Annotated in this window: 1 protein-coding gene; it reads right to left on the reverse strand. The window is 79.0% G+C overall.

Going from position 1 to position 1092, the window contains the following annotated elements:
* Positions 1-879 (reverse strand): lytic transglycosylase domain-containing protein (locus tag ACLIYP_RS30540; RefSeq protein ID WP_412716312.1); only part of this gene is annotated, 879 nt, incomplete at its 3' end.
* Positions 880-1092 lie beyond the last annotated feature (213 nt).

Raw genomic sequence — 1092 nt, forward strand, 5'->3', positions numbered from 1 at the left:
GCCGTCCTCCCCGCCGGCGCGCTCCGGCTCGCCCGAAGCCGCGCGTGGCGGCTTCGGGCGCGCGCCCTGCGGTGCGGCCGGCCCGGCGGAGCCGTCGGGGACGGTGAAGTGGCCGCCGCGGAAGTACGCGAACCACGCCAGGACGGTGCGCAGATACGCCTCGGAGCGGTTGTAGCCGAGGATCGCCCGGTTCAGGTCGGCCGGGTTCGACAGGTTCCTGCCGCCCGCGCACAGGTAGCGCCCGGCGGCGAGGGCGGCGTCGTGGATGTTGTTCGGGTCCCTGCGCCCGTCGCCGTTGCCGTCCGCGCCCCAGGCGGCCCAGGTGGACGGGATGAACTGCATCGGCCCGACCGCGCGGTCGTAGACGGTGTCGCCGTCGTACGCGCCCCCGTCGGTGTCCGTGATGCGCGCGAAGCCCACGCCGTCGAGCCGGGGGCCGAGGATGGGCGGGGCCGCCGTGCCGTCCGCCGTCACCCGCCCGCCGCGTGCGTGCCCGGACTCCACCTGCCCGATGGCCGCCAGGAGTTGCCAGGACAGCCGGCACCGCGGCCGGCCGAGGGCGAGCGCCGCGTCCGCCCTCCGGTACGCCTCCAGGGCCGTGACCGGGATGCCCCCGCGCCGGGCGGCCGGGAGGAGCGGGGAGGGGGCGGGGGAGCCGGCCTCGGGCGAGGGGCCGGGGGTCCGCGGCGGGGGCAGTTCGGTGAGGTAGGGCCCGTCGCCCGAGACGGACGCCTTCGGTGCCGCGGCCCGTCCGGCCGCGGGGGAGGGGTGGGCGGCCGGCACGGGGGGCTGCGAGGCGGTCAGCGCCGCCACGGCCGCCGCCGTGACCGCGGTCCCCCTGACGCTCCTGCGTATGCGTCCGTTCCGTCTCCTCGCCATGGGCCGGTCTCCTCCGCTCGCTCGTCCGCGCCGTCCGCGGCCTGGCCGCCGCGCGGGCGGCGGCCTCTCCTCATCTGCTCTACGGCGGGGGGGGGGCGGTCCGTCGCGGCGGGTGGGGGCGGACGGGGGCGAGCGGAGGCGGGCGGCGTCCGGCAGGGGCCCCGGGCCCGGGGAGATCGGCACAGCACACGTCTGAACTCCCATCCCACTTGA

The sequence above is a fragment of the Streptomyces nanhaiensis genome, from assembly GCF_046614825.1.
Taxonomy (GTDB): Bacteria; Actinomycetota; Actinomycetes; order Streptomycetales; family Streptomycetaceae; genus Streptomyces; species Streptomyces radiopugnans.